Origin of the sequence: Duganella margarita, assembly GCF_009857535.1 — a bacterium.
Taxonomy (GTDB): Bacteria; Pseudomonadota; Gammaproteobacteria; order Burkholderiales; family Burkholderiaceae_D; genus Rugamonas; species Rugamonas margarita.
In genome coordinates, this window is record NZ_WWCS01000013.1 from 40,495 (window position 1) to 65,611 (window position 25,117).

Sequence of the window (25,117 nt, forward strand, 5' to 3'; positions counted from 1 at the left end):
CGTTAATCTTACTGTATATCCCATCACAACAAGGAGACCTATGGAGACCATCATCATCACCGGCGCCTCGGACGGCATCGGCGCGGAAATCGCCCGGCAACTGGCGCGCAAGCAGGGCGCCGGCGTGGCGCTGGTGCTGGCGGCCCGCAACGCCGCCGCACTGGAGCAGGTGGCGGCGCAGTGTGCGAAGTCCGGCGCGCAGACGCTGGTGGTGCCGACCGACGTGTCGGCGCAGGCGCAGTGCGTGGCCTTGATCGGCGCCACCGTGGCGCGCTTCGGCGGCATCGATGCGTTGATCAACAACGCCGGCCGCTCGGCGCACGCGCTGTTTGCCGAGGTGCCCGACCTGGCCTGGTATGAAGAACTGATGCGGATTAATTTGTGGGGTAGCGTGTGGTGCACGCATGCGGCGCTGCCGTACCTGACGCAGTCGCGCGGACGCATCGTTGCGGTGTCGTCGCTGGCGGGGCTGATCGGCGTGCCGGGACGCACGGCCTACAGCGCCACCAAGTTTGCCATGGGCGGTTTCTTCGAGGCGCTGCGCGCGGAGTTGAAGCCGGCCGGCGTCAGCGTAACGACTGCCTATCCCGGCGTGGTGGCGACGCAGATCCGGCACCGCGGCTTTAATGCAGCCGGCGGTCAGCTGGGCAGCAGCAGCCTGAAAGAAGACAAGGCCATGTCGGTGGAGGAGTGCGCGGCGCTGATCATCGCCGGCATGCAATCGCGTCAGCGCGAGGTGGTGATGTCGGCCAAAGGCAAGCTGGGACGGTGGCTGAAATTGATCGCGCCGGGGCTGGTGGAGAAGATGGCGCTGGCGGCGTTGAAGGACGACGTAAAACCATGATTGTAAGCAATTGTAATGGTCGTCAACTGGGTGATCTTGCGTCGCGTTTTCTGCTCATGCGACACAGGAATTGTCCTGATGCCGAAAACTCCGAAAAGGAAATCAATCATGTCCAAAGTTATCGCTACTCTGATCGCCGGCCTGTTCGCAACCGCAGCATTCGCACAAGCTCCTGCCACTCCTGCCACTCCTGCCGCCGCTCCAGAAGCCAAGCAAGTGGAAAAAACCGACGTCAAGCCAGTCGCCAAGAAAAAAGTGCATCACAAGGCTAAAGAATCCAAAACGGCTGAAGCACCAGCAGCTGCAGCAGCCGCACCAGCAGCAAGCAAGTAATTAATTAACGATATAAACCGTATAAATTAAAGAGGACTGAATCATGAAAAAAGTAATCGCTACCCTGATCGCCGGCCTGTTCGCTTCCGCTGCTTTCGCTCAAACGCCAGCGCCAGCCGCTTCGGCCACCGCCGCAGCTTCGACCCCGGCTGCCTCGGCTCCTGCCGCTTCGGCGCCAGTCGCCAAGAAAGCCAAGCATCACAAGAAAGAAAAAGCTGCTGCTTCGGCAGAAGCTTCGGCACCGGCAGCTTCGGCGCCAGCCGCCAGCAAGTAATTAAGCCTCGCGCTTGACGTACCGCCCCGGACCCATCGGGCCTGGGCGGTGCAAGAGAGAAGACGGATTCCAACTCCGTCTTTTCTGCGTTTAGCGATTCAGTTCGTCCAACAGCGTGCGATGGAAGGCCACCGGGTCTTCCATCTGTGGCGCGTGTCCCATGCCCTTGAACTCCACCAGCCGGGCGCCTGGAATCTTCTTCACCGTCTCCTTGCCCACTACGTTGTAGTGGCCAATTTTCGCTTTTACTTCCGGCGGCGCCACGTCCTTGGCGATGGCGGTGGTGTCGGCGTCACCGATCAGCAGCGTGGTCGGCACCTTCAGCAGCGGGAATTCGTACACCACCGGCTGCGTGAAAATCATGTCGTAGATCAGCGCCGAATTCCACGCCACCAGCTTGTGGCCCGGACCCGCATTCAGGCCGGCCAGCATGTCCACCCATTTTTCGTATTCCGGCTTCCAGGTGCCGCCGTAGTAGGTGGCGCGCTCGTAGGCGCGCACGCTGTCGGCCGACAGCTTCTGCTCACGCGCATACCACTGATCGACGCTCGGACCGGGCACGCCCAGCGCCTTCCAGTCTTCCAGCCCGATCGGATTGACCAGCACCAGGCGCGCCACCGCATCCGGATACATCAGCGCATAGCGCGTGGCCAGCATGCCGCCGGTGGAGTGGCCGATGAAGATCGCCTGCTTGATGCCGATATTCTTCAGCAGCGCATCGGTGTTGGCCGCCAGTTGCTGGAAGGTGTACTGATAATGTTCCGGCTTGCTCGACGCGCAAAAGCCGACCTGGTCCGGTGCCACCACGCGATAGCCGGCCTTGGTCAGTTCGGTGATGGTCTGGTCCCAGGTCGCGCCGCAGAAATTTTTTCCGTGCAGGAGGACGGCGGTCTTGCCGTTGGCGGCAGCGGTCGGCGCCACATCCATATACGCCATCTCCAGCTTGACGCCCTGCGACGTGAAACTGTATTTCTGCACCGGATGCGGGTAGTTAAACCCTTCCAGTTGCGGGCCGTAAGTAGCGGCGGACGCCGAGCCGGCAAGCAGGGCAGCGGTGAGCAGGATGCGCATGGGGGAAACTCCGGTAAGCAAAACACTTACTATAATCGAAGCTCCGCCAACATGAGGAACCAGTCGAAATGACAACACGCCAACATACCTATCACGTGACCGTGGAATGGACCGGCAACCAGGGCAGCGGCACGTCGAGCTACCAGGCTTACGGGCGCGACCACACCATCAGCGCTGGCGACAAGCCCGCGATTGCCGGTTCGGCCGACCCGGCGTTTCGAGGCGACCGCAAGCGCTGGAATCCGGAGGATCTGCTGGTGGCGTCGACGTCGGCGTGCCACAAGCTGTGGTATCTACACCTGTGCGCTGAGGCCGGGATTGTCGTGATGGCGTACGAAGACCACGCCGAAGGTACGATGCTGGAAGGCGCTCAAGGCCACTTCACCCGCATCGTGCTGCGCCCGCGCGTCACCATCCGCGCCGGCGGCGATGTTGAACTGGCAGCTCGCCTGCATCACGACGCACACGAGCAGTGCTTCATCGCCAACTCGCTCAACTTCCCGGTGGTGTGCGAGCCGGTGATCGGTACGTCAGATAATCTTGACGTCGCCGTGACGCGCTAAGGCGAGGCCAGTCCGACGATGCTATTTCAGTGGCAGGAACAGCTCAGCAACCGCTTCGTGTTCTGGCACCTCCGGGAATAAGCTCAGCCGTTGGCAGTAAAGCGGAAAGTCGCCCGCCTCTTCACCGCTGGCGGGAAGCCAATCGCGATAAAGGTAAAGCGCGGCATGCTCCAGATTGTCGGTATTGCCGACGACGCGCAGCACTGCGCACCGCCCGCCTGGAATCTGACTTGCTTTCATCTCCCCGCCGCTGACCTCGAACAGCGGAGGCACGCCGACACAAAGGTCAACGCTGTAGTCAGCCGGCGATTCGGGGCGCCGCTCGGAGCGCCAGACATTGAAAGTCGGGCTAGTTTTGGGATGCAAATTAAATGCGCGGCGCCACGCGATGAAACGCTGGATGGTGGCGCCGAGTGTTGCCGGATGACCTCGATGTTCCAGCATCGCGACTGGCGTGGGAGGGACATCGCGTATCGTTACGTCAGCAGTGGTAAAAGTCTTTTGCATGAGTTTGTTCCTTGCATCGTCGAGAGGTGTAAACGCGGAATGCCACGGTTCCCAATCGGGAGACTTCCGGAACGCCGACGGCGATTGTCTAAACCGCTGCCGGAAAGAGCGGGCGAAGGCATCCGGCGCGTCATACCCGGCATCCATCGCGATATCCGTGATGCTTTGCGTACCTCGATACGCCAGCCTATATGAAGCGCGCTTCATGCGGGCAAGCAGAATATAGCGATGGACGGACAACCCGAAGGTCGCCGTGAACTGCCGGTGGAAATGATATTTGGAGTAGGCCGCAACACTGCACAGCAAATCCAGATTCAGATCGTCATGGAGATGCTCATCGATGTAATCGAGTACCCGCTGCATTCGTGCCTGATGTTTTTGAATCGCCGTTGTCATTACCGTTGTCATGTTTTCCGTAGCAGCGCCAGTTTCGCATTTGACGGCACGACCTACTCGACCAATGTTGCGGTTCTGATCGATTCAATTTAGCTGTGTCTGTTTACTTCCGGTATATCAACGCCGTCTTTGAAACGTACTTGCTGAATGTAGTCGTCGCGGCTGCATTTGTTCAGGTCTTCATCAAAGACCAGCTTATCGTTGCGCCAGACGCTGGCGTGAACGCCCGTGGCTGCGCCACACATCCACATCGCGTTGCTTGCCCCTGGAATGCCTTGGAATTGAATCTTGTAGTGATTGGCCCCGACGTTGCATCGTCTTTCTACCGTCTCCACTTTTTCCAGGTTATACGTCGTTGGGTTGAACTTCACCAGATCGGCAATATTCCACAAATCCATGCGCTTAGTCGGCGGATTGATAGGAAAGAACACGCCAATCTCAAGTGTGAGATTACGGTGATGGCACTCCATGCCAACAAGAAAGACCCCATCCCTTTGCGGTTGCTGAGCGTTGTAGGTAGGAATCTCGGCGCTACAAAGCGATGAGGCCATGCACAGGGCAATTGAAGACAGCAAGAGAATAATATTCATTGATCTGAACTCGATATGACAAAGGGAACCACGAACAACAGCAAAAAATTGTTTATCGCGTGAGCGACATATGACGTCCAGACCGCTGGCAAGTAACCGCATGCGCGCATGGCCATGTAGCCCGTAGAGAAGAGGGCGCCGGAGATTGTTGAGCATATCCCATGACCAAGGCCGCCGTTGAGATAGTGGCCGGCACCGAAGACAACCGCTCCCAGCGCCACGCAGGCAGCATCGTTAAAGCGTGCCATTTTCCCGAGTTCTAATGGTAATAGCTGGGCCATAAGCGTCTCCCAAAACGGCATCAAGAAGACACCCATCAGCAACATGTTCCACTGTCCGGTCTTTGACATATCTGCTGCAGCGGATGGCCCCAGGATTTCTCTCGGAAGAGTTGTCCAGAGCAGACCGGCAAAACTGGCGCCGATAATAGCACTCACTAAGCCGACGGGCACGCCAACCAAACAAGCGTAGCGGTACGGCCGTTTCTCGATCACCGACACTGGCCATAATCGCGACAGCAGCAAGTTGTACGCCTCCATCGCCTACACCCTTATACAGACTGCTCAGCGACACGAAGCCACGGCCAGCGGCTGCGATATGACGCGGCCTTGGTCTCGAAGAGATCGCTGTATGGCGTCAACGGGTTTGCGGTGAGCACTCCTTCATACAGCATGTCAAAACCGTTTGGTGCATAGACCGATTCCGGGCTAATGCCGACGCAGGTGGCTGGCATGAGGAAGCGGTCTATGCCGTCGTGGGTGTTACGCAACGCCGGGTACGGATGGCCGAAGTACGACTCATACCAAGTGTGGACGCGGGCCTGGTTCGACACCTCAACGGACACGCCCAGGTCGGCGAGGATTTCGTCCACGCGCGCCTGTACTTTCTGCTCTGCATCCTGGCTGAGGGCGTCACCATCGAAATAAAACAGGTCGTAGTCCTTGATGTCGACCTCCGGCGTACGGTTGGTCTGAAGGTTCCATACCGTCTGGAACAAGCAACCGGCAACCAGCCAGCCATCAGCAAGTGCCAGGTCATCCCAGCGATCGAGGATAGTGCGATTGTTGTAGTTTTTCAGTACATCGGCGCGAAATCGATCTTGCATAGCGTTGAAAATATTCCAGCAAAAAAGGGATGAACTACGGAAGGATGACGGAGTTAGGACTCAACGACTAGCGCCCGCTAGAATAAAGAGATTAGTACTAAGCCCGGTGACCGACAGCTTGCGCCCGAGGCTGTGTGAAAACGCAGAAAAATTCGCAGCCACAAAAAACGGCTTCTTAAAACGCTCGCTATGCGGTTTTCTCGATGGGAGGAATGGTCACCCCACCCTTGAAATTTTTGGGTTTTGGAGTTTTCACACAGCCTGGCCCCATTGCAGACATTCAGATTTGCGGTCACTTATGGTTTCCAATTGAACATAGAAAGTGATCCCAAAGATAAAGTAATGTTTCCTTTACGATTTCCTAATATGTTCTGCTGCCAAACCGCCGAATAGATCACATTTGAAGGATACTGAAATTCGCTAACAAGGTTGGCATCCTTCAGCATATCTCCGATTAAAAACCAACCTTGCTGCGTATCATCTTTTGCGCCATACAGCCAGATTTCACCAAGCCCTGTCGGAATTCGCAACTCCGCTGGTCGCAATCCCTGTACCGCTCTATTGATGTGAATAGCCATTACGAGATTTTTAGAATCAGGAAGCTTTTCTCCAAGCTTGTCCAATATGTCTTGTATCTCAATCGTTGGGTTGACCGTTGAAGGAGGCAGTTCTTTTAATTGAACAGGCACCATTCTAGTGACGCCGCCCTCTTCAAATTTAGCGACAATGTCGTAGTCAGCCGACTCGAAGAGAGTGAACGACACTTCGCGACCGATCCTTGTACTAATGCCGTGGCAAAAAAGAGCTGCTTGACGGCCTTCCAAATATGGCTTCAGTTTGTGAGTACGAAGCGCTGCAACCCTATATGGAAGATCATTTAACAAGCCGCTACGCTGGATGCGTCGCAATCCGTTAAGTATTAGTCGAGGTCGGTAATAAATGAGCTTCAACCACTCACGAGGAATTCTGTCCATTTCGCGTGTCTAAAAACCTAAGTAGCTCACCGTCTGCTGCTGGCCGAACACGGCCGACGGCGTACAGGATAGCAGCTTGCCCACATGCAAAAATCACAGATTGTCACTCTGGACTGATCAGCCCATAACGGTCATCTGTTAAAGTGATGGGGGAGGTCCAGAACGTATTCTTAACTCTCGCATAAATCTGCGGCCTCGACTGTTAACAGGATGCACCTATGAACGACCAAACCTCCACCGTATTGCGCACCGAGCACACTGGGCTAACAGTTGCGTCGATCGATGGCGTACTTGATTTCTGGACTGATGTTCTCGGCTTTCAACTCGTGTACCGCAAAGAGCTTGGCGGTGGGTACGCAATGGAACAAGTGGTCGGTGTGTCGGGGGCTTATTTAAGAAACGCTCTCCTGGAGGGACCCGATGGATATAGAGTTGAGCTGATCGAGTACGATTCGCCGGAAGACCGCGTGGTTTTGAAACAACGTCCATGCGACGTCGGTTCGGCTCATTTGACGTTTGCCGTGGCCGATCTGCGCGCAATGCTAAATCGCATGGCCCCTTATGGATGGACGGCAACCGGCGAACCGCAAACTGCGCCTAGCGGAACAATCATGGTCTACACCCGAGGACCTGACGGCCACACTATAGAACTAATGCAACATCCGGAGTGAACTGCCTGTCAGTGAAAACTTTATCTTGGTTGCTATCTGGTAGACGCAAGACGGAGAACAACTTCGGCATCAGCTGGGCGGTGCATCATCGGTGTGAGGTTTTAATGGGTGATTACTTGAGCGACCGGTTTTGGCCGGAAGCGATCTACGGGCACTACCTCTTACTTCATTACCAGAGCTGTAGCCCCGATTAGCCAGCCGAGAATTAAGCTGATGCCATAACCTGCCAGTGGCACCGGAAACGCGCCATACAAATAGGCGAACCCTGACACCAAAAAATACGCCGCCAATCCCGCAGCTGCCGGACGCTTGTTCACGTCATTCGCAAGAACCAAGGGGCTTAGGGATGTGAGTAATAAACAAGCCCCGCCGCAGAAGGCGAGAATTGGTGAAACTTCTGCAGCCAAATGAAAAATACCCTCGACGTGAGGCACTGAATCGAGCGGATCTGGCCTGCCGGCGCAAATCAGCAAGGTAACTAATGCCACTGGGACGATCCAACGCAGTGACATGAAACTGCGCTGCGCAACGGCCCACATTACGGCCGCAGCGATCAAGGCTATCAACTGGGATATATCCGGTTGCCACGCTAGAGTGGCGGCCATCCCCAGCACGGCAACCGCATATCCCGGCTGCCCCTTCACTCGAATTCCGCGATCCGCAAGCAAGATTGCAGAGGGCATGACGAGCGCAGCGACATTCAGTTGCACAGAACCAACGGCGAGCCAGCGATGCACGCCTGCCTGATTGGGCCCCACCAATATGCTAAGTGCAAGCGCGACGATCATCGTTGCCGCCACCCAAGGTGGCGGCATTCGGAGCTTACGAACTCCAGCGCATAGCGCGACCGTTACGCACCACATCACCGGATTACGTAGCCATAAGCTCGCTACTCCGCCTGTTCCGATGATCGCTACAGTGCCGGCCAGGACGGTGAGGCCAGAGAAAACCACAAACGCGACCTGAAAATTGCGTTCATCTTTGGACCATACCCTTGGGGCTACTGATACATCCGAATTATAAAAAGCAGTCATATTTTCTTTCGCGCGCGACTGTCAGCTAGTGGCCGAAATGAGTCCGCATCACCGATGCGGATCCAACTCAGGGTAGTGCCTCAAAATATGCCGGTCCAGGCTCTGGCGGTCGGATTCCGGAGTGACTTTATGAATCTTATGGATGATTACGTTCAGCTGCGCGGTTAGCTTCAGCACCTCTTGCATGAGTTCAGCAGCCATCTGCTTTTCCATCATTTCACCTTGTTTACATGAGCCAACCATAGGGGAAGCCATAACGCCAGACGTTGAATAGCTCATCGGAGCTGTCTACTCCGCACACAGCCATCACTTTGGTGAGGTACGACAGAATCTGATCGCGCTCCTCGGACTCGGACGTACCGGGACGGGCCAGGGTGTGCTTGATTGTCCGCAGCACGGTGGAGCGTTGTGGTCGCGCGGGCAGTTCCGCAATCAGCGACTCAATGGTCGAGTCTACGGACGCCTGGGCCATGAGCCGTTCGCTTTCATGCATCGCCCCGGGATAGAAGGCGGCCGGATCGGGGCCGAATTTGTGCTCTGACTTCAAACTGCGCAAATGCTGTATGACTTCGGGTGTGATGGCCAGTTCCTGGTCATGCAGACCGGTCGGCCAGACATAAAACGTGAGACCGGATACTCCGCCAACGACGATGGCCGTCACTAGCGCGGCGATCCCGGCCAATATTCTGATAAACAATTCTGCTCCGCTATTGGTTAATTAGCATCAGGATAGCAGTTCGCATGTCGGGAAAATCCGTGAATTCTCACCACAGCGTGGCGGCACGCCCGGAATGCGCGAAAAGACGGCTTTTCAGGCCGATTTCATGTAAAAAACCGCGAGTACTCTCCAGACAGAGTAAACTACGCGTCAATTTCTTTCGCAATTAGGCGATTCGAACAATTTTTTGAGTGACGCCATGTCTGCATCTCCAGTATCCCCAATTACCCTTTTCTCGGAACTCAACCTCGGCGCGCCGCTGCTGCAGGCGTTGAACGACGTCGGTTACGAGTCGCCGTCGCCGATCCAGGCCGCGACCATCCCACTGTTGCTGGACAACCGCGACGTGCTGGGCCAGGCCCAGACCGGCACCGGCAAGACCGCCGCTTTTGCGCTGCCGATCCTGGCGCGCATCGATATCAAACAGACCACGCCGCAAGCGCTGGTGCTGGCGCCAACCCGCGAACTGGCGATCCAGGTCGCCGAGGCGTTCCAGACCTACGCCAAGCATATTCCCGGCTTCCACGTGCTGCCGATCTACGGCGGCCAGAGCTACGGCCCACAGCTGTCGGCGCTGCGCCGCGGCGTGCACGTGGTGGTTGGCACACCGGGCCGTGTGATCGATCACCTGGACAAGGGTTCGCTCGACCTGTCCAAGCTGAAAACGCTGGTGCTGGACGAAGCCGACGAGATGCTGCGCATGGGCTTTATCGACGACGTCGAGCGCATCCTGCAAGAGACGCCGGAGTCGCGCCAGACCGCGCTGTTCTCGGCCACCATGCCGTCGGCTATCCGCCGCATCGCCAATACCTATCTGCATGAGCCGAAGGAAGTGACCGTTGCCGCCAAGACCGGCACCAACGAGAACATCCGCCAGCGCTACTGGCTGGTGTCCGGCATGCACAAGCTGGACGCGCTGACCCGCATCCTGGAAGCCGAGAATTTCGACGGCATGATTATTTTCTCGCGCACCAAGCTGGGCACCGAGGAACTGGCGCAGAAGCTGCAGGCACGCGGTTTCTCGGCCGCCGCCATCAACGGCGATATCCAGCAGGCGCAGCGTGAGCGCACCGTGCAGATGCTCAAGGACGGCAAAATCGATATCCTGGTGGCGACCGACGTCGCCGCCCGCGGCCTGGACGTGGAGCGCATTTCGCACGTGGTCAACTATGACGTGCCGCACGATCCGGAAAGCTACACCCACCGTATCGGCCGTACCGGCCGCGCCGGCCGTAGCGGCGAGGCGATCCTGTTCATCACGCCGCGCGAAAAAGGCTTGCTGAAGATGATCGAGCGCTCGACCCGTCAGCCGATCGACCAGCTGGAACTGCCGACCATCCAGGCGGTGAACGATGTGCGTATCGCCAAGTTCAAACAGCAGATCACCGAGACGCTGGCTGAAGGCGGCCTGGAGCTGTTCCAGTCGCTGATCGAGGACTACGAGCAGGAGTACAACATTCCGGCGGTGGAAATCGCCGCCGCGCTGGCCAAGCTGGCGCGCGGCGATGTGCCGCTGCTGCTGGACAAGAAGCAGAAGACCGAGTGGGAAGAGCGTCCGGCCCGTCCGGCGTCGGCCTCGTTCGACCGCCCTGAGCGCGGCGACCGTTTCGGCGACCGTGCCGAGCGTGGCGACCGCAGCGAGCGTTTCCCGAAAAAGGAACGCATTGCGCGCGACTCCGAGCCGGGCATGCGCACCTACCGTATTGAAGTGGGCTACCAGCACGGCGTCAAGCCGGGCAATATCGTCGGCGCCATCGCCAACGAAGGCGGCATCGATTCGAAGAACATCGGCCGCATCGAGATCTTCGACGACTACACGGTGCTGGATATGCCGGATACGCTGAGCCGCGAATCGCTGGAAATGATGGGTGGTATCCGCGTGGCCGGCCAGGCGCTGCGCATCAGCGTCGACGGCCAGGGCGCGCCGGCGCCAGCCGCTGCACCGGCCCCGGCCAAGTCGCGCGCCGCCAAGCCGGTGGCTGCTCCGGCGCCGGCATCGACCGGTTCGCCGCTGGAAAAAGCCGCGCGCGTGACGGCCGACGAGCTGGTGGAGGACGCGCCAGCCAAGAAGAAAAAGGAAAAGCCAGGCAAGCAGACGGTGCCGATGAGCGCTTTCCGCGTGGAAGTAGGCCGCAATAACGAGATCACGCCAGCCAACATCGTCGGCGCCATCGCCAACGAGACCGGCCTGGAAGCCAAGTACATCGGCCGCATCGAGATCTTTGAGGACCACAGCATGCTGGAATTGCCTGATGGCATGCCGGAAGACATGTTCCGCAGCCTGGGCAAGGTCTGGGTCGGCGGTGCGCAGCTGAAGATCAGCCAGGTCGACCGCATGCCGCCGGAATCGGTCAAGCACACGCCGCCGAAGAAGCCGGCGCCGGGCGCCAAAGCCAAGAAGAAGTATTAATCACCACGGGGCCGCAAGGCCCCGTTTTCATTCCCCACGCTGGTGCTGCATTGCACCAAAACCAAGCCTGCCGAATCCCTATCGCCATCGCGATTACGTCACTCTCATAGAGCAAGCCCAGCTGGCCCACTTATTGCATATGTGATAGCACAATCGTGATAAGCGGCGGCAACATCAGCGCCTTCAACCTGGAGACGTTAAGCGTGGGAGCGTGGCAAATGACTTCATTCAGGAAGCTGTGGACTACCTTTGTAGACGCGATCAAGCCGCAGGCGATGCGGAATTCGACTGCGGGAGGGCTGCATTCGATATACGTCGATAGCCGGCCGTTCAGCTCTTCGTTCCGGGAGCGCTAATGCTGCTGCGGAACGACTTGCTGCACTATACGCATCCGTCGCCGCGCACCGTCCGCATCCTGTGGATCTCTCCCGAGCAAAGCCACGTCTACGTATTCGACGTGGCGGCGCATTCGGCGGACGTGGAGATGATCCAGCTATCGGCGCTGCACGCCGACCTCCGGGCCGGCCACGTCAGCGTGCTGCCGGCCGACCCTTACCTGATGGTGGTCAGCCAGGAGCTGCTGCCACCCAAACACCTGCAACTGCGTGCCCGCGCCTGGGAGATCATCGAGGCGCTGGTGGCGCAGGAGCCGGCCATCTACGAAGCGCGCCAGCGCGGCCAGCTGATTGCCCAGGCCACCGCGCAGCACCAGGTGTCGCATCCCACCATTTACCGTTACCTGCGGCGCTACTGGCAGCGCGGGCAGACCCCCAATGCGCTGCTGCCCGACTACGGCAATTCCGGCGGCCGCGGCAAGGTGCGGCAGTCGTCGGCCGGCGTCAAGCGCGGCAGGCCGCGTAAAAACGGCGCAGACGCCGGTCCGGGCCTGAATGCGGACGAGGACATCCGCCGCACCTTCCGCGTCGCCACGGCCCGCTATGCGGCCGCCAACGCCAAGTTCTCGCGGCTGGGCGCCTACCAGCAGATGCTGGCCGACTTCTTCATCGAACGCCGCATCGACGCCGACTCGGGCCGGGTGCAGGCCACGGCAATGATGCAGCAGGAGGTGCCGACCTTCGGCCAGTTCAATTACTGGCTCGATCACGACGACGACCGGCCGCCGGAAGTGGCGCGCCGCCAGCCGTCCGACCTGGCGGCCGGCGCGCAGGAGCAGGCCATGCCGCCGCCGCTGGCGGCGCCGCTGCAGGGCCGTCCCGGCGCCGGCTTTTACTTGGACGCAGTACGCGCCGAGGTACAGCTGGTGTCGCGCGCCGACCGCCAGCAGGTCATCGGCCGGCCGCTGGTGTATGTGGTGACGGACGCCTTCAGCCGCATGGTGTGCGGTATTTACATCGGCATGGGCGAGGTGCAGTGGCCGCATGCCATGCTGGCGCTGGCCCACTGCGGCGCCGACAAGCAGCGCTATGCACAGCAGCATGGCCGCCGCATCGAGGCCGCGCAGTGGCCATGTCGCCATCTGCCGGAAACACTGTTCGCCAACGCCGCGCTGACGCTGGGCTGGAACGGCGACACGCTGCTCAACAACTTCAACCTGCGCTGCGTGGCGGCCGACCATGGCGTGGACGACTGGCGCGGCGTGCTGGAAAAGCGGTTCCGTCTGCTGGCGCCGAACCTGCACGGCGCACCATGCCGGCTGGATGGCGTGCTGGATCTGGACCAGTTCACCCGCATCGTCATCGATTGCATCCTGTACTACAACAACCGTCAGCAACTGGCGCACGCGGATGGCGCCACGCCGCGCCGTTTGTGGGACTGGGGCGTGGAGCATCGCGGCGGCGGCTTGAAGATCTACCCCGAGCATCTGATCCGCTGCAGCCTGATGCCGGTGGCGCAAGCCACGGTGACGGCGGACGGCATCACGCTGCATGACAGCGTGTACACCTGCACGCGCGCCGTCACCGAGCGCTGGTTCGAGCGCGCGCGCCAGCGCGGAGCGTGGCAGGTGCGGGTGGCGTACGATCCGGCCAATATGGACATGGTTTATTTGCTGGATGCAGCCGCGCCGATGCAGTTCCACGCCTGCCACCTGGCCGATGCCGGCAGCGCGCACCAGCATCTGTCGACGGCGGAAATTGCACTGTTGCCGCGCACCCAGACCGCCATGCCCGCAGCTGCGCTACGTAGCACTACGCAGGGATACGTCAGCCTGGTCGGCTGATCTGCGCCACAGCCATCGTGCACTGCATCGTAACGGTGCAGTGCATTTTTTTTGCCGTGAATAAAGTCTGAACATTGTTTTATATCGTTTATCCAGTTATCTGCAATAAAACCTGTTAGCCGAAAGATGTTTATTTTTTGACTACGTGGTGGCACGCCGTTTGCTAGATAGGAACTATGGGTTAGCAAGTCGCCCAAGGGTTTTTTCAGTAGACCGGTGAGGAAGCAGATGGACAGTAAAACGGTAAAACAATTTAAATCGTTTAGCTCATTTACGAGGAGGGATTTCCTGTATCGCGCCGCCGCTGTCGGCGGCACGGGACTGCTGTTGACCACCATGGACGCCTGGGGCATGGGGATTGCGTCCACCGCCTCCGCGCCGCCGGCCCTGAGTGGCAGCGGCAAGGGCAAGAAGGTGCTGATTCTCGGCGCCGGACTGGCCGGCATGACGGCGGCTTTTGAACTGGAGAAGCTGGGCTACAAGGTGCAGATCCTGGAGGCGCGCGCCTTCGCCGGCGGTCGTTGCCAGACCGCGCGCAAGGGTTTCAGCCTGACCGAATTGGGTGGCGAAAAACAGACTTGCGCGTTTGACGACGGCCATTATATCAATCACGGACCATGGCGCATTCCGCTGCACCATCAATCCACGCTGCACTACACCAGGCTGTTCGAGGTGCCGCTGGAAGTGATGGTCAACGAAAACGACCACGCCTATGTCTATTCCGAAAACGCCGGGCCGTTCGCCGGCAAGCGCGTGCGCCTGAAGGAAGTCAAGGCCGATATGCGCGGCCACGTATCGGAGCTGCTGGCCAAGTCGGTCAAGAACCATCAGCTGGATCAGGAACTGAGTCCCGACGACCAGCGCCTGCTGCTGGATTACCTGCAGCACGAAGGCGCGCTGACCGCCAACGACCTGCAGTACAAGGGCCGCAGCGGCCGCGGCTTTGCGGTCAATCCGGGCGCCGGCCTGAATCCCGGTCCGGGCACGCTGTCCGATCCGCTGGGTTTCAAGGACCTGCTGGCGTCCAAGCTGGGCAACGTCTACAGCGCGGTGCAGGATTTCCCGATGCAGAACACCATGTTCCAGCCGGTCGGCGGCATGGACGCTATCGCCAAGGCGTTTGAAAAACGTGTCGGCAAAAACATCCGCTACAAGTCGGAAGTGCAAACCATTCGTCAGAACGACAAGGGTGTGACGGTGACCTACAAGGACACCGGCACCAACAAGGTCAGCTCCATCAGCGCTGACTACTGCCTGTGCGCCATCCCGTTATCGGTGCTGCGCCAGATCGATACCGATTTTTCGGACAAATTCAAGAAGGCCGTCGCCACCGTGGCGTACGCGCCGGTGGGCAAGATCGGCCTGCAGATGAAGCGCCGCTTCTGGGAAGAGGACGACCATATCTACGGTGGCCACATCATGACCGACGTCAAAGGCATCAACCAGATTTCGGTGCCGTCGTACGGCTTCCAGAAGAAGAAGGGCGTGCTGCTCGGTTATTACCAGTACCAGACGGCCGCAATTGAAACCAGCGCGCTGTCGCCGAAGGAGCGCGCCGAGTTTGCGCTGGCGGCCGGCCAGAAGATCTTCCCGCAATACACGGAGAACTTCGAGACCTCGTTCTCGGTGGCGTGGCACCGCGTGCAGTACAACCTGGGCGGCTGGGCCGAGTGGACCGACAAGACCCGCGCCGCCGCCTATCCGACGCTGGTGGCGGGCGAGGGCCGCATCCTGCTGGCCGGCGAGCACCTGAGCTATCTGACCGGCTGGCAGGCCGGCGCCATCGAATCGGCATGGCAGCAGATCGCCCAGATCCACGAAAGGGCCAGCGCATGAAGGAGACCCTGATCAAGGCCGCGCTGGCGATCATCGCGACGATTGTGGCGGCGGCATCGTCGCCGTCGCGGGCGCAGGACGCAGCGAGCGTCAGCGACGGCAAGGCGCTGTTCCTGAAGAACTGCGCCGCCTGCCATCAGGCCACCGGCAAGGGCATACCCGGCGCCTTCCCGGCGCTGGCCGGCAGCAAGTTCGCGCAAGGGCCGGGCAACGAGGTCGCCTCGGTGCTGCTGAAAGGGCGCGGCGGCATGCCGGACTTCAGCGACTCATTGAGCGACGCCGACATCGCCACCGTGCTGACCTTCGTGCGCTCCAGCTGGGGCAACAAGGCCGATGGCCTGAGCGCAGAGCAGGTCGCGTCGCTGCGCACCACGCTGGGCGTCGACCCGTTTGGCAATTCCGCCATGTCCAACAAACACTGAAAGAGCCATTCATGAAAAAGACCATCGCCTCCCTGTTGATCTGCGCCGCTTTCGGCAGCGCGCACGCCGCCGCGCCGAAGGCCGACATCGTGCGCCACAAGATTCCCAATTCCGATTTCCCGATTGCGCTGGCGGTGACGATTCCGCCGACCGCCACCATCCACTTCATCAGCGGCCAGGTGCCGGCGGTGGTCAACAAGGATGCGCCGGCCGATTCGCTGGAAGCCTTCGGCGACACCAAGGCGCAGTCGGAGTCGGTGCTGAAGAAGATCAAGGAAATCCTGCAGGGGATGAAGCTGGAGATGTCGGACGTGGTGAAGATGCAGGTGTTCCTGGTCGGCGATCCGGCCAAGGGCGGCAAGGCTGATACCAAGGGCTTCATGGAAGCCTATACCCAATATTTCGGCGCCAGTGCCCAGCCATCCCCTCAGCTCAACCTGCCGGCGCGCGCCGTGGTGCAGGTGGCGGGCCTGAGCAATCCCGGTTGGCTGGTGGAGATCGAGGTAGTCGCCGCCAAAAAATAGAAATTAGCTGTTTTGTTTCGGGTCTTACTTTCGCTTTTATTCAAAAATGGGGAATTAAAATATGCATAAGGCCACACTGAAGATCGGCGTCGCAGCCGTGTTGTCCACCCTGGCATTGAGCGTCTACGCGGTTGAAGACGATACTGTTGCCGCACCGGCCGATGCGGCCACGCCCAACGTCGGCGCGGTGATCGTGACGGGGACGCGCTCCAGCGGCATCAAGGTTGAAAACAGCGCCTCGCCGATTCAGGTGCTCGATTCGGCCTCGCTGGCGCGCACCGGCCAGCCGGACCTGATCCAGGCGCTGGCGCAAAATCTGCCGTCCTTCACGGCGCAGGCCTTCGGCGGCGACGCCGCCAACCTGACGCTGTCGGCGCGCCTGCGCGGTCTGAGCCCGAACAACACGCTGGTGCTCATCAACGGCAAGCGCCGCCACGGCACCGCCAACCTGGCCGTTCTGGGTGGCCCTTACCAGGGTGGCGCGGCGGCTGACCTGAACTACATTCCGGTATCCGCCATCGACCATATCGAGGTGCTGCAGGATGGCGCGGCCGCGCAGTATGGTTCCGACGCGATTGCCGGCGTGATCAACATCATCCTCAAGTCGAATAACCATGGCGGCACCGCCACCGTCAATGGCGGCGGCTACTCCGATGGCGGCGGCCGCACGCTGGACGGCAGCGCCAACATCGGCGTCGAGCCGTTCCAGGACGCCTTCCTCAGCCTCACCGCCGAATCCAAATACCACGGCTACAGCGACCGAGGCGGCATCGATCCCCGCGTGATCGATCCGGCCAATGTCGCGCTGTACCCTGGTATGTTCCAGCAGCCTGGCTACCCGCACGTCAACAAGATCCAGGGCGACGCCCAGTATCACCTGAGCGTGGTCGCCGCCAACTTCGGCTGGGATATATCGCCCGATAGCCAGCTGTATGCATTTGCCACTGTCGGCCGCAAGGAAGCGCGCGCGTATGAGAACTACCGCCTGCCGAGCCGCCTGCCGAAGATCTATCCGACCGGCTTCTCTCCGAAAGAGACCATGAAGGAAGAGGACTTCGCCTTCACCGGCGGCTACAAGACCAAGGCAGCAGGCTGGAATATCGACCTGAGTTCGACCTATGGCCGCGACAAGGCGCGCATCGGCGTGGCCGATTCGGGCAACGTCTCGCTGTTTAACGACACCGGCTTCACGCCGACCGTGTTCAGTGCCGGCGCCTTCATCGCCAGTCAGCTGACCACCACGCTGGAAGCGTCCAAGGAATTCAACATCGGCTGGGCCAAACCGCTGAACATTGCCGGCGGTATCGAGCACCGCATCGACAAGTACGAGATCGAGGCCGGCGACGAAGCGTCGCGCTACAAGGAAGGTTCGCAGTCGTATCCGGGATTTTCGCTGACCGATGCCGGCAGCCATCGCCGCACCAACCAGGCGGCCTATCTGGACTTCGCCGGCAATCCGATCGCCGACCTGACGCTGGACCTGGCAGCGCGCTATGAACACTTCAGCGACTTCGGTAACGCCAAGGTGGGCAAATTCACCAGCCGTTACGATTTCTCGCCGGTGGTGGCCTTGCGCGGCACGGTCTCCAACGGCTTCCGCGCGCCGACGCTGGCCGAGTCCTACTATTCGGCCACCAACGTCTCACCAGGGTCGGCCTTCGTCCAGCTGGCGCCGAATTCGGCTGGCGCCAGGCTGGTGGGCGTCGATGGCCTGAAGCCTGAACGCTCGACCAACTTCAGCGTCGGCCTGGTATTGAATCCGGCGTCCAATCTGTCGATGACGCTGGACGCCTACCAGATCACCATCCGCGATCGCATCGTCGGCAGCGGTGCGTTGAACGGCTCCGGCGCGGATGTGGTGTCGCCGGCAGTGGTGGCGGCGATCAAGGCCAACGGCAACGTGCTCGATTCGTCGGTGACCACCACCGGTATCAACATCTTCTCGAATGCGGTCAACACCCGTAGCCGCGGCGTGGAATTCGTCACCACGCTCAACGAGCGTTATGGCACGGCGGGCTCGGTGGACTGGTCGATCGCCGCCAACTACAACAAGGTCGAAGTGACCAAGGTCAATCAGGTGCCGGCGCAACTGCTGCCACAGACGCTGCTCGACAGGACCGCTATTTCCGATCTGGAAACCGCATCGCCGAAAATGCGCGTCAACCTCGGCGCGCTGTGGAAGATCGGTAACTGGACCGTCAATCTGCGCGAAGCGATTTACGGCAAGTCGTCGGAATGGCAGCACGCGGACGGTTCCAGCAACTACTACCTGACCAAGATCGCCACCAAGGCCATCACCGATCTGGAAGTGGGCTACAAATTGAACAATGCCTGGTCGCTGGCGGTCGGCGCCAACAATCTGTTCAACACGTACCCGAATGGCATCAATCCGGGCCTGCTGGCGGAGCAGCGCGGCAACAACGACAATGGCGCCGTGACCGTTCTGCCTAGCTTCTCGCCGTTCGGCATCAATGGCGGCTACTACTACGCGCGCGCCAACTACAAGTTCTAAGCGGGGGCTTAGTTGCTTTGGGGTCGTCCTTCGGGGCGGCCCTTTTTTTTGGTGTAGCATGGCGGCTCTCGTTGGAGGATTGCGTGCATGTTGAAAAAGATCGGTAGAACTTTGCTGGCGGCGGCGCTGGCCGGCAGCGTGGGCGGCGCCGTTGCGGCGCCCATGACCCTGCAGGATTACCTGGCGCTCAGCGGCCCGGCGCCGACGCGCCATGTGGCGTATGGTGCGGCGCCGTCGCAGTTTGCGGAACTGTTCCAGCCGCATGGCGACGGCCCGTTCCCGGTTGCGGTGATCATCCACGGCGGTTGCTGGACCAAGGAATTTGGCGGCATCACGCAGATGCGCAATATGGCCGGCGACCTGGCGGGGCAGGGCATCGCGGTGTGGAATGTGGAGTACCGCCGCTACGACGAGGAAGGTGGCGGTTATCCGGGCATGTACCACGACGTCGCTACCGCCATGGACCGCCTGCGCGTGCTGGCGGCAGAGCACAAGCTTGACCTGTCGCGCGTGGTGCTGGTCGGGCATTCGGCCGGCGGCCATCTGGCGCAGTGGGCGTCGGCGCGTGCACGGCTGCCGCGCAGCAGCCCGTTGTACGCGGCCGATCCGCTGCCGGTGCCGGTGGTGATCAGCCTTGGCGGCCTGGCCGATCTGCGCAACGAACAGGCGCTGATCAAGTCCAGCTGCGACCGCGACATGGCGCAACTGGCCGGCGTGGCCAGCGCGGAGCGGCCCGATATTTTCAGCGATACGTCGCCGGCGGAACTGCTGCCGCTGGGCGTACGCACGGTGCTGATCCACGGCGAGCACGATACCATCGCGCCGCTGCGTGTGGGCCAGGATTATGCGCGCCGCGCGCAGGCGGCCGGCGATGCGGCGGAAGTGGTGTCGCTGCCGGGCGGCAGCCATTACGACGAGGTGGCGGCGACGTCGCCGTCGTGGCGCATCGTGTCGGCGCACATTCGCAAGGCACTGGGGCTGCCGCCCCGATGAACCAGGGGCGCGCGGCCAATATCGCGTTCGTCGTCCGGCTGCATCTGGCGCTGTTGTGGGCGTTGACGCGTCCGCTGGCGCCAAGGCCGCAGGCGCGTCTGCCAATTCCACCAACGCGCGGCTGGCCAAGGGCATCGCCGCTGCGCATGCGGCGGTCAAGCCCCAATGGTTTGAACCTGCGCGCATCGAGTTGATCAGCCCACCCAACGATCCAAACCGCATCTACCGCGTGACCACCGCACTGGGCGACTACTGCCTCTACTACGCCGATAAAAACAGCGCCATCGGCTCCGCCAAGAGCGGCCAGGTCGGCTTCGGCCAGCCGAAAGCGGCGCCGTGTCCGATCCCGTTCTAGCGCCACCTAACCTAGCGGTAATTTGACAAAAAAGCAAAGGATGCCAAGAATGCACGCTCCTGCATCCTTCTGAATTTGCCCATGAAATCGACATTGCCTGCACTGCTGTGCGCCGCCGCGCTGCTGTCCCAACCTGCGCTGGCCGCCGATGATGGCATCGATACCTCGGTGACCACGCTGAAGAACCAGCAGACCTTTGTGGTACAGCGCGACGGCAGCTATGTCCAGGATTTCGAAGAGCTGGTGCAGATCAACGAGCAGCGCGCCGTGGCGCCTGTGGCGCAGCGCCGCTTCCATTTCAACCGCACGCTGGAAGATCTGGAAGTCATCGAGGCCTATACCGAGAAGCCGGACGGCCGCCGCATTCCGGTGCTGCCGGAGCAGATCAAGCTGCAAAACGAGCCGGCCTACAACGGCGCCGCCATGTTCCAGGACATGCAGGTCAAAAGCGTGATCTATGCAGACGTGGCGGTCGGCGACAAGCTGTATTCAAAGACCCGCAAGATCCGCCGCAGCGCTTATTTCCCCGGCCAGTTCAGCGACACCACTTATCCGCTGTTCCGCCGCACCGACCAGCACACACTGATCTACGACATGCCGGACGGGATGACGCTGAAAGCGGACGATCCTGGCTTCAAAGCCAGCGCGCCGCAGCAGCACGACGGCCGCACCGTCTACCGCTGGGACTACGTGCAGGCGCCGACGCCGCGTATCGAGGCCGGAACGATCGCCTACGCCGACTATGGGCGCCATCTGATCGTCTCCACCTTCAACAGCTACGGCGAGGTGGGCCTGGCCTACGACCGTACCGCAGCGCCGGCGGCAGCGGTGACGCCGCGCATCGCCGCCAGGGCGCGCGAAGTGGTAAAGGGCTTGAGCGATCCGCGCGCGCAGGCCATGGCCATCGATAACTGGGTGCGCAAGAACGTGCGCTATGTCGCGGTCTACATCGGCAACGGCGGCCTGGAGCCGCACAGCGCGGAGTCGATACTGGACAACCGCTATGGCGACTGCAAGGATCACGTGGTGCTGATGGAGGCGATGCTGCACGCGGTGGGCGTCGACAGCATGCCGGCGCTGATCAACCTGGGCTGGTCGTACAAGCTGTCGCCGGTGGCGCAACTGGGCCAGTTCAATCATGTCATCACCTACATTCCAAGCCTGGACCTGTATCTCGATTCGACGGCGGACGGCATCGCCGCCGGCTACCTGCCGGGCCAGGAACTGGACAAGCAGGTAATTCTGACCCGCAGCGGACAGCTGGGACACACGCCGCTGGCGCAGCTCATCAAGATAAAGAATCACTACGCGGTGAAGATTGCGGCCGACGGCTCGGCCACGTTCGACTTTGCGCGCGAGCAGTTGGGCGCCTGGGAAGAGGCGGTGCGCAACGAGCATCGCAACTGGGCCAAGGCCGATCAGCAACGCTTTGTTGAAGTGCTGCTCAAATCCGCCGGCGTCAAGGCCCACGGCGAGGTGGTGCTGGGCGACTTGAGTGAGGGGGCGAGCGGCAAAGGTTACCGCTTTAGCCTGAACGGCAGCGGCGAGAACTGGGTCTATCTGCCTGGCCCGGTCGGCATGCCTGCGTCCAGCAGCCTGTATGTCGGCCTGGCGCAGCAGGTTTTCGGCCTGACCAACGAAACGACCCGCACCCAGCCCTATCTGTGCCCGGAAAGCGATTTCGAGGAAGATGCGAGCTACGAGTTTCCGGCCAACGCCACGCTGCTGGCGGTGCCGCCGGATATGCACCTGGCCAGCCCGTATTTCCAGTACAGCGCGGAGTTCCGCCAGGTGGACGGCAAGCTGCTGATCAAGCGCGCTTTAAAAAGCGGCAAGGCCGGCACCCGCGTGTGCACACCGGAAGACTATCTGGCGATGCAGGGCGACATCAAAAAAATGGTGCGCGACCTGCGCAGCCAGTTCATCCTGCAAGTGCCGGAGGCGCCCCAGCCGGGTATTTGATGGCGTTGAGCGCCATTTTCTCGACGGCGGCGGCGTGCAGGTCGACTTGCATCTTGTCCGCCAGCTGTACCAGGTAGAGCAGCACGTCGGCCAGCTCGTGGCGGATGGCGGTGCGCGTGGCGTCATTCAGCTCGGCGTCGGCGCCGGTCTGCAGCCACTGGAAATGCTCGGCCAGTTCCGCCACTTCCACCGACAGCGCCATGGCCAGGTTTTTGGGCGTGTGGAACTGGCCCCAGTCGCGGGCCTGGGCGAATTGGCGCGTGCGCTCACGCAAATCATGCAGATCGTGCAGATCGGTTAGGTCGGATGTTTTCATGACCGTTATGGTACACCGCCGATTCTGCGTTTCATCCCTCTTTTTCGACCGTTTGTCGCAACGCCCGGGTGGGCGGGGCGACCGCTGGCTATAGTGGCAACACTTTACTATTTCAAGGACACCCATCATGCGCCGCACTGTCATCGCTCTCGCTTCCCTCGCCATCCTCGCCGGCTGCGCCGTTATCGTGGTGCCGGACGGCGATGGCGGCATGTCGTACAAATCGGCGTACGGCGGCAATGCGGTGCAGGGCGACGGCAAGGTAGTGGTGGAAAACCGCCAGGTCGCCACGCTGGATGGCTTCGACGTCAATGGTCCGATGCAGGTCGAGGTACGGGTGGGCCAGGCCACCGCCCTGCAACTGGAAGGCGACAGCAACATCCTGCCGCTGATCCGCACCGACGCCAGCGGCGGCACGCTGCGCGTCTGGATCGAGGGGAATATCCGCACCAGCAATCCGATCCGCGTCACCTACAGCACGCCGGCGCTGCGCCACCTGTCGGCCAACGGTTCGGGTTCGATGGTGGTCAGCGGCCTGAATGGCGCGCCGCTGGAGCTGGCGCTGAACGGCTCGCGCTCGGTGCGCCTGAGCGGCAACGTCGAGCGGCTGGACGCGCGCCTGAACGGCTCCGGCGGACTGAATGCCTCGGGCCTGGACAGCGGCTCCACCGTGGCCCGCCTGAATGGTTCCGGGCGGCTGGACCTGGGCCGCATCAATGGCGAATCGCTGAACCTGGACCTGCGCGGCTCCGGCGGCGCCAATGCCAGCGGCAACGTGCGCAATGTCACGGTGCGTCTGAACGGCTCCGGCAGCGCCGACCTGGCCAGCCTGACCAGCCAGAGCGCAGACCTGAACAGCAATGGCTCCGGCGGCATTTCGGCCACCGTCACGCAGTCGGTGGTGGCGTATGCGAACGGCTCCGGCGGCGTGACGGTGTACGGCAATCCGGCCCAGCGCAACGTCAGCGGCAAGCACGTCACCGTCGTGAATTAACAGCTGATCTAACGCACCTTGAAGAACGCCATCGCGCTTTGCAGCTGCTCGGCCTGACCGCTCATCTCTTCGGCGGTGGCGGCCAGTTGCTCGGAGCTGGAGGCGTTCATCTGCGTGGTCTGGCTTAACTGGCTCATGGCGGAATTGATCTGCCCCGCGCCGGCCGACTGCTCCTCCGACGCCGCCGTAATCTCCTGCACCAGGTCCGAAGTGCGTTTGATATTCGGCAGCATGGTGTCGAGCAGCGCGCCGGCCTTCTCGGCCAGGCTCACGCTGCCCGACGCCACCTGTTCGATTTCCTGCGCCGCCACCTGGCTGCGTTCCGCCAGCTTGCGCACCTCGGCCGCCACCACGGCGAAGCCCTTGCCATGTTCGCCGGCGCGCGCCGCTTCGATCGCCGCGTTCAGCGCCAGCAGGTTGGTCTGGTAGGCGATATCGTCGATGATGCCGATTTTCTTGGCAATCTCGCGCATCGCCGTCACGGTGGAGCGCACCGCCGCGCCGCCTTCTCCCGCTTCCTGCGCCGCCTTGCCGGCCATGCCGTCGGTGACCTTGGCGTTCTCGGTGTTCTGCGCGATGGAGGCCGACATCTGCTCGATGGCGGCGCTGGATTCTTCCGCTGCCGCCGCCTGTTCGCTGGCCCCCTGCGACAGCGACTGCGCCGTGGCGCTGACTTCTTCCGAAGCGCTGGCCAGGGCCTCGGCGCCGTCGTTGACTTCTCCCACCACGCGCGACAGGTTGCCGACCATGCTGTGCATCGCCGCCAGCAGGCTGGTGGTGTCGCCTTGCCTGATCTGCACCGTCACCGTCAGGTCGCCATTGGCCACGCGGTTGACGATGTCGGCGGCGTAATCCGGTTCGCCGCCCAGTTGCCTGAGCAGCGCGCGCGTGATCAGGGCGCTGATCAGCGCCACTGCCAGCAAGGTGCAGACGGCGATGACGATGGCGTTGCGCGCCGCCGCTTTCTTGGCGACGACCGCGCGTTCGGCACCTTGCTGTCCCAGTTCGACGTTGTAGTCGAAGTGGTTGTCGAGCAGCGCCTGCATCACCTGGATTTCCGGCCGCGCCGCCTCCAGCGCGATGCGCGCCTTGTCATTGTGGTTGCTGCGCGATTCGGCCAGCACCGCCTCGATCTGCGGCTGTATCCTGGCCCAGGAGGCTTTTTCCTTGTCGAGGATGGCCTTGTCCTTGTCGTCGGTGATCAGCGGCTCGTATTTCTTGATACTGTCGTCGACCAGCTTGCGCATGTCGGCGACGCCATTGTCCAGCTCCGGGAATTTCTTGTCGTCGGTGTTGAGCACATGCTGGTTGACGCGGATGCGCATGCGCAAAAAGCTGTCGCGCAGTTTGTCGATCACCACCAGGCTGGGCACCGTGTTGACGGTGGAGTAGTTGGCGGCGTCGTAGACTTCCTCCATCTGGTACTGGCTCAGGCCCGCCATCAGTACGATGCCCGCCAGGGCCGCTGCGGCCAGCAGTCCCATTTTTTGCGCAACGCTCAGTTTCATTGCATCCCCCCTTTTTGTAGTAGGTG

At 61.1% G+C, this 25,117-nt stretch carries 26 protein-coding genes; 15 read left to right on the top strand and 11 right to left on the bottom strand.

From position 1 onward, the window contains the following. Nucleotides 1-40: 40 nt before the first annotated feature. The 3 genes from GTP55_RS19315 to GTP55_RS19325 all read left to right on the top strand — a co-directional run bounded on the left by GTP55_RS19315 (nucleotide 41) and on the right by GTP55_RS19325 (nucleotide 1,451). Nucleotides 41-844: an SDR family oxidoreductase gene (locus GTP55_RS19315; protein ID WP_161046494.1), complete on the top strand. Its 804-nt coding sequence runs from the start codon at nucleotides 41-43 to the stop codon at nucleotides 842-844. Nucleotides 845-952: 108 nt separating this feature from the next. Further along, nucleotides 953-1,177, top strand: coding sequence for a hypothetical protein (locus GTP55_RS19320; RefSeq protein ID WP_161046495.1), 225 nt, complete (start codon nucleotides 953-955; stop codon nucleotides 1,175-1,177). Nucleotides 1,178-1,220: 43 nt separating this feature from the next. Next, on the top strand, nucleotides 1,221-1,451 hold the full coding sequence (locus GTP55_RS19325; protein ID WP_161046496.1) for a hypothetical protein: 231 nt from the start codon (nucleotides 1,221-1,223) through the stop codon (nucleotides 1,449-1,451). 90 nt (nucleotides 1,452-1,541) lie between these two features. Here GTP55_RS19325 and GTP55_RS19330 read toward each other — a convergent pair whose 3' ends face one another. Beyond that, nucleotides 1,542-2,522: an alpha/beta fold hydrolase gene (locus GTP55_RS19330; protein ID WP_161046497.1), complete on the bottom strand. Its 981-nt coding sequence runs from the start codon at nucleotides 2,520-2,522 to the stop codon at nucleotides 1,542-1,544. Between the two features lie 68 nt (nucleotides 2,523-2,590). Between GTP55_RS19330 and GTP55_RS19335 the strand changes: the two genes are divergently transcribed. Next, a complete protein-coding gene (locus GTP55_RS19335) occupies nucleotides 2,591-3,085 on the top strand; it encodes an OsmC family protein (RefSeq protein ID WP_161046498.1) in 495 nt (164 codons plus the stop codon). Between the two features lie 21 nt (nucleotides 3,086-3,106). Here GTP55_RS19335 and GTP55_RS19340 read toward each other — a convergent pair whose 3' ends face one another. The 5 genes from GTP55_RS19340 to GTP55_RS19360 all read right to left on the bottom strand — a co-directional run bounded on the left by GTP55_RS19340 (nucleotide 3,107) and on the right by GTP55_RS19360 (nucleotide 6,507). After that, nucleotides 3,107-3,988 carry an AraC family transcriptional regulator gene (locus tag GTP55_RS19340; RefSeq protein WP_161046499.1) on the bottom strand — a complete coding sequence of 294 codons (882 nt, stop codon included), beginning with the start codon at nucleotides 3,986-3,988 and terminating at the stop codon, nucleotides 3,107-3,109. Nucleotides 3,989-4,077: 89 nt separating this feature from the next. Continuing rightward, nucleotides 4,078-4,578, bottom strand: a complete 501-nt coding sequence (locus GTP55_RS19345; protein ID WP_161046500.1) for a hypothetical protein — start codon at nucleotides 4,576-4,578, stop codon at nucleotides 4,078-4,080. After that, nucleotides 4,575-5,117 carry a CPBP family glutamic-type intramembrane protease gene (locus GTP55_RS19350; RefSeq protein ID WP_161046501.1) on the bottom strand — a complete coding sequence of 181 codons (543 nt, stop codon included), beginning with the start codon at nucleotides 5,115-5,117 and terminating at the stop codon, nucleotides 4,575-4,577. The genes GTP55_RS19345 and GTP55_RS19350 overlap by 4 nt, the downstream gene beginning before the upstream one ends. Nucleotides 5,118-5,128: 11 nt before the next feature. After that, nucleotides 5,129-5,683 (bottom strand): nucleotidyltransferase family protein, encoded by a 555-nt coding sequence (locus GTP55_RS19355; RefSeq protein ID WP_161046502.1) that lies wholly within the window; start codon nucleotides 5,681-5,683, stop codon nucleotides 5,129-5,131. A gap of 296 nt (nucleotides 5,684-5,979) precedes the next feature. Further along, nucleotides 5,980-6,507 (bottom strand): hypothetical protein, encoded by a 528-nt coding sequence (locus GTP55_RS19360; protein WP_161046503.1) that lies wholly within the window; start codon nucleotides 6,505-6,507, stop codon nucleotides 5,980-5,982. Nucleotides 6,508-6,875: 368 nt separating this feature from the next. Here GTP55_RS19360 and GTP55_RS19365 point away from each other — a divergent pair, with 368 nt between their 5' ends. Further along, nucleotides 6,876-7,328 carry a VOC family protein gene (locus tag GTP55_RS19365; RefSeq protein WP_161046504.1) on the top strand — a complete coding sequence of 151 codons (453 nt, stop codon included), beginning with the start codon at nucleotides 6,876-6,878 and terminating at the stop codon, nucleotides 7,326-7,328. A 161-nt stretch (nucleotides 7,329-7,489) separates the two neighbouring features. On the opposite strand, the gene GTP55_RS19370 is transcribed toward GTP55_RS19365, so the two are convergent. The 3 genes from GTP55_RS19370 to GTP55_RS19380 are packed head-to-tail and all read right to left on the bottom strand — an operon-like array spanning nucleotide 7,490 to nucleotide 9,059. After that, entirely contained in the window at nucleotides 7,490-8,362 is an 873-nt protein-coding gene (locus tag GTP55_RS19370; protein WP_161046505.1) for a hypothetical protein, read from the bottom strand. A 48-nt stretch (nucleotides 8,363-8,410) separates the two neighbouring features. Further along, nucleotides 8,411-8,575, bottom strand: coding sequence for a hypothetical protein (locus tag GTP55_RS19375; RefSeq protein ID WP_161046506.1), 165 nt, complete (start codon nucleotides 8,573-8,575; stop codon nucleotides 8,411-8,413). A gap of 13 nt (nucleotides 8,576-8,588) precedes the next feature. After that, nucleotides 8,589-9,059, bottom strand: a complete 471-nt coding sequence (locus GTP55_RS19380) for a DUF4844 domain-containing protein (RefSeq protein ID WP_161046507.1) — start codon at nucleotides 9,057-9,059, stop codon at nucleotides 8,589-8,591. Nucleotides 9,060-9,279: 220 nt separating this feature from the next. Between GTP55_RS19380 and GTP55_RS19385 the strand changes: the two genes are divergently transcribed. From GTP55_RS19385 to GTP55_RS19425, 9 genes are all read left to right on the top strand, one after another. Further along, nucleotides 9,280-11,490 carry a DEAD/DEAH box helicase gene (locus tag GTP55_RS19385; RefSeq protein WP_161046508.1) on the top strand — a complete coding sequence of 737 codons (2,211 nt, stop codon included), beginning with the start codon at nucleotides 9,280-9,282 and terminating at the stop codon, nucleotides 11,488-11,490. A 355-nt stretch (nucleotides 11,491-11,845) separates the two neighbouring features. Continuing rightward, the gene (locus GTP55_RS19390; RefSeq protein ID WP_161046509.1) at nucleotides 11,846-13,669 is read left to right on the top strand and encodes a TnsB C-terminal domain-containing protein; all 1,824 of its coding nucleotides are present in this window, start codon (nucleotides 11,846-11,848) and stop codon (nucleotides 13,667-13,669) included. A gap of 336 nt (nucleotides 13,670-14,005) precedes the next feature. Next, nucleotides 14,006-15,505, top strand: coding sequence for a flavin monoamine oxidase family protein (locus GTP55_RS19395; RefSeq protein ID WP_229258068.1), 1,500 nt, complete (start codon nucleotides 14,006-14,008; stop codon nucleotides 15,503-15,505). Next, nucleotides 15,502-15,927: a c-type cytochrome gene (locus GTP55_RS19400; RefSeq protein WP_161046511.1), complete on the top strand. Its 426-nt coding sequence runs from the start codon at nucleotides 15,502-15,504 to the stop codon at nucleotides 15,925-15,927. The genes GTP55_RS19395 and GTP55_RS19400 overlap by 4 nt, the downstream gene beginning before the upstream one ends. Nucleotides 15,928-15,938: 11 nt before the next feature. Continuing rightward, nucleotides 15,939-16,451 (top strand): RidA family protein, encoded by a 513-nt coding sequence (locus GTP55_RS19405; protein WP_161046512.1) that lies wholly within the window; start codon nucleotides 15,939-15,941, stop codon nucleotides 16,449-16,451. 61 nt (nucleotides 16,452-16,512) lie between these two features. Next, nucleotides 16,513-18,963 (top strand): TonB-dependent receptor plug domain-containing protein, encoded by a 2,451-nt coding sequence (locus GTP55_RS19410; protein WP_161046513.1) that lies wholly within the window; start codon nucleotides 16,513-16,515, stop codon nucleotides 18,961-18,963. Nucleotides 18,964-19,050: 87 nt separating this feature from the next. Continuing rightward, nucleotides 19,051-19,956 (top strand): alpha/beta hydrolase, encoded by a 906-nt coding sequence (locus GTP55_RS19415; protein WP_161046514.1) that lies wholly within the window; start codon nucleotides 19,051-19,053, stop codon nucleotides 19,954-19,956. A 55-nt stretch (nucleotides 19,957-20,011) separates the two neighbouring features. Then, nucleotides 20,012-20,311 (top strand): hypothetical protein, encoded by a 300-nt coding sequence (locus tag GTP55_RS19420; RefSeq protein WP_161046515.1) that lies wholly within the window; start codon nucleotides 20,012-20,014, stop codon nucleotides 20,309-20,311. An 81-nt stretch (nucleotides 20,312-20,392) separates the two neighbouring features. Continuing rightward, nucleotides 20,393-22,273 (top strand): DUF3857 domain-containing protein, encoded by a 1,881-nt coding sequence (locus GTP55_RS19425; protein ID WP_161046516.1) that lies wholly within the window; start codon nucleotides 20,393-20,395, stop codon nucleotides 22,271-22,273. Here the strand turns inward: GTP55_RS19425 and GTP55_RS19430 are convergent. Then, nucleotides 22,233-22,589 carry a nucleotide pyrophosphohydrolase gene (locus GTP55_RS19430; protein ID WP_161046517.1) on the bottom strand — a complete coding sequence of 119 codons (357 nt, stop codon included), beginning with the start codon at nucleotides 22,587-22,589 and terminating at the stop codon, nucleotides 22,233-22,235. The two genes, GTP55_RS19425 and GTP55_RS19430, sit on opposite strands and share 41 nt — an antisense overlap. Nucleotides 22,590-22,716: 127 nt before the next feature. On the opposite strand from GTP55_RS19430, the gene GTP55_RS19435 reads away from it, so the two are divergent. Then, complete coding sequence (locus tag GTP55_RS19435; protein WP_161046518.1) at nucleotides 22,717-23,583, top strand: GIN domain-containing protein; 867 nt, start codon at nucleotides 22,717-22,719, stop codon at nucleotides 23,581-23,583. A gap of 8 nt (nucleotides 23,584-23,591) precedes the next feature. Here the strand turns inward: GTP55_RS19435 and GTP55_RS19440 are convergent, their stop codons facing one another. After that, entirely contained in the window at nucleotides 23,592-25,091 is a 1,500-nt protein-coding gene (locus GTP55_RS19440; protein ID WP_161046519.1) for a methyl-accepting chemotaxis protein, read from the bottom strand. Nucleotides 25,092-25,117: the final 26 nt, after the last annotated feature.

What these genes read in the sequence shown, in the direction of transcription:
- GTP55_RS19315 (WP_161046494.1), top strand. Translation starts at nt 41, where the DNA reads ATGGAGACCATCATCATCACCGGCGCCTCGGACGGCATCGGCGCGGAA.
- GTP55_RS19320 (WP_161046495.1), top strand. Translation starts at nt 953, where the DNA reads ATGTCCAAAGTTATCGCTACTCTGATCGCCGGCCTGTTCGCAACCGCA.
- GTP55_RS19325 (WP_161046496.1), top strand. Translation starts at nt 1,221, where the DNA reads ATGAAAAAAGTAATCGCTACCCTGATCGCCGGCCTGTTCGCTTCCGCT.
- GTP55_RS19330 (WP_161046497.1), bottom strand. Translation starts at nt 2,522, where the DNA reads ATGCGCATCCTGCTCACCGCTGCCCTGCTTGCCGGCTCGGCGTCCGCC.
- GTP55_RS19335 (WP_161046498.1), top strand. Translation starts at nt 2,591, where the DNA reads ATGACAACACGCCAACATACCTATCACGTGACCGTGGAATGGACCGGC.
- GTP55_RS19340 (WP_161046499.1), bottom strand. Translation starts at nt 3,988, where the DNA reads ATGACAACGGCGATTCAAAAACATCAGGCACGAATGCAGCGGGTACTC.
- GTP55_RS19345 (WP_161046500.1), bottom strand. Translation starts at nt 4,578, where the DNA reads ATGAATATTATTCTCTTGCTGTCTTCAATTGCCCTGTGCATGGCCTCA.
- GTP55_RS19350 (WP_161046501.1), bottom strand. Translation starts at nt 5,117, where the DNA reads ATGGAGGCGTACAACTTGCTGCTGTCGCGATTATGGCCAGTGTCGGTG.
- GTP55_RS19355 (WP_161046502.1), bottom strand. Translation starts at nt 5,683, where the DNA reads ATGCAAGATCGATTTCGCGCCGATGTACTGAAAAACTACAACAATCGC.
- GTP55_RS19365 (WP_161046504.1), top strand. Translation starts at nt 6,876, where the DNA reads ATGAACGACCAAACCTCCACCGTATTGCGCACCGAGCACACTGGGCTA.
- GTP55_RS19370 (WP_161046505.1), bottom strand. Translation starts at nt 8,362, where the DNA reads ATGACTGCTTTTTATAATTCGGATGTATCAGTAGCCCCAAGGGTATGG.
- GTP55_RS19375 (WP_161046506.1), bottom strand. Translation starts at nt 8,575, where the DNA reads ATGGAAAAGCAGATGGCTGCTGAACTCATGCAAGAGGTGCTGAAGCTA.
- GTP55_RS19385 (WP_161046508.1), top strand. Translation starts at nt 9,280, where the DNA reads ATGTCTGCATCTCCAGTATCCCCAATTACCCTTTTCTCGGAACTCAAC.
- GTP55_RS19390 (WP_161046509.1), top strand. Translation starts at nt 11,846, where the DNA reads ATGCTGCTGCGGAACGACTTGCTGCACTATACGCATCCGTCGCCGCGC.
- GTP55_RS19395 (WP_229258068.1), top strand. Translation starts at nt 14,006, where the DNA reads ATGGACGCCTGGGGCATGGGGATTGCGTCCACCGCCTCCGCGCCGCCG.
- GTP55_RS19400 (WP_161046511.1), top strand. Translation starts at nt 15,502, where the DNA reads ATGAAGGAGACCCTGATCAAGGCCGCGCTGGCGATCATCGCGACGATT.
- GTP55_RS19405 (WP_161046512.1), top strand. Translation starts at nt 15,939, where the DNA reads ATGAAAAAGACCATCGCCTCCCTGTTGATCTGCGCCGCTTTCGGCAGC.
- GTP55_RS19410 (WP_161046513.1), top strand. Translation starts at nt 16,513, where the DNA reads ATGCATAAGGCCACACTGAAGATCGGCGTCGCAGCCGTGTTGTCCACC.
- GTP55_RS19415 (WP_161046514.1), top strand. Translation starts at nt 19,051, where the DNA reads ATGTTGAAAAAGATCGGTAGAACTTTGCTGGCGGCGGCGCTGGCCGGC.
- GTP55_RS19425 (WP_161046516.1), top strand. Translation starts at nt 20,393, where the DNA reads ATGAAATCGACATTGCCTGCACTGCTGTGCGCCGCCGCGCTGCTGTCC.
- GTP55_RS19430 (WP_161046517.1), bottom strand. Translation starts at nt 22,589, where the DNA reads ATGAAAACATCCGACCTAACCGATCTGCACGATCTGCATGATTTGCGT.
- GTP55_RS19435 (WP_161046518.1), top strand. Translation starts at nt 22,717, where the DNA reads ATGCGCCGCACTGTCATCGCTCTCGCTTCCCTCGCCATCCTCGCCGGC.
- GTP55_RS19440 (WP_161046519.1), bottom strand. Translation starts at nt 25,091, where the DNA reads ATGAAACTGAGCGTTGCGCAAAAAATGGGACTGCTGGCCGCAGCGGCC.